The sequence below is a fragment of the Rhodoplanes sp. SY1 genome (assembly GCF_046000175.1).
Taxonomy (GTDB): Bacteria; Pseudomonadota; Alphaproteobacteria; order Rhizobiales; family Xanthobacteraceae; genus Rhodoplanes.
Window position 1 is genome coordinate 1 of record NZ_JBEOMB010000330.1, and the last position, 916, is coordinate 916.

1 pseudogene is annotated in these 916 nt (G+C 65.3%); it reads right to left on the minus strand.

The annotated features are described in order from the left end of the window. A pseudogene (locus tag ABTU92_RS29450) lies at positions 1-916 on the minus strand (hypothetical protein); the annotation flags it as partial.

Below are 916 nucleotides of genomic sequence, written 5' to 3' on the forward strand. Positions count from 1 at the left end.
CTCGCATCCAGCGCGATCACGGCTCCCTCGGCGAGATCGGCCGTCTCGAGATCGAGCACCAGCAGGACTGTGCCCGCCTCGGCCTTCTCCGTGGTGAAATGCATGTCCTCGAACACCTTGAGCAACGGCTTGTTCCGCGCCGTCGGCCGCAGCTCCGCGAACAGCTTTTGGTGGCCGCGCTGCTTCGATCGCCGCGCCAGCCAGCCGAACACGCAATGCTCGACCCGCTTCTGGGCCACCCGGCAGGACATGGCGAAGTCCAGCAAGGTCGGCCGGTCCCCGGTCTCGATGACGCTCGCGAACCCGACGATCCCGTAAACTCCGAAGCGGTCCTTGCAGTCCATCGCGATGCAGAGATGCCCAGGAGCCTGCAGAAGCTGCTCGAAGGCCGTCGCGTCGTACCGACGGCCGGAGAGATTGAGCTGGTTCGACCGCTCGATCAGCTCGAGGCACCGAAGCTTCTCCGCGGGGGTCGTCGGCGTGAAGATGCGCAGCTCGAGCCCACAGGAGCGGAGGAAGTCGAGATAGTCGCCGGTGAAGAGCTCGAAGGCGCGCTCGCGCCGAACCTCGGTGAGATAGGACAGGCGCCGTAGGCGGCTGGCAGAGGTCACCGGGACGGCGAGCTCGGGCGCCTCGAGCAGTGTTTCGATCGCCTGCTCCGAATAGGTACGGACCATCGGCAGCGCGGTCGCGATCTCCTGGCGCTCGAAGGGCGAATCGTCGATCACGGCGAAGGTGTCGATGTTGATGTTGAGGTGGTCGGCGATCTGCCGGAGGTTGGCGCTCTTCTGACCCCAGTTGATCGCCGGATAGAGGAAATACTCGTCCAGGCCGAACGCCGCGACGGCCGCCATCGCGTCGTCGTGATCGTTCTTGCTGACGATGGTCTGGATGATGCCGCGCTCGTCCAGCTGCT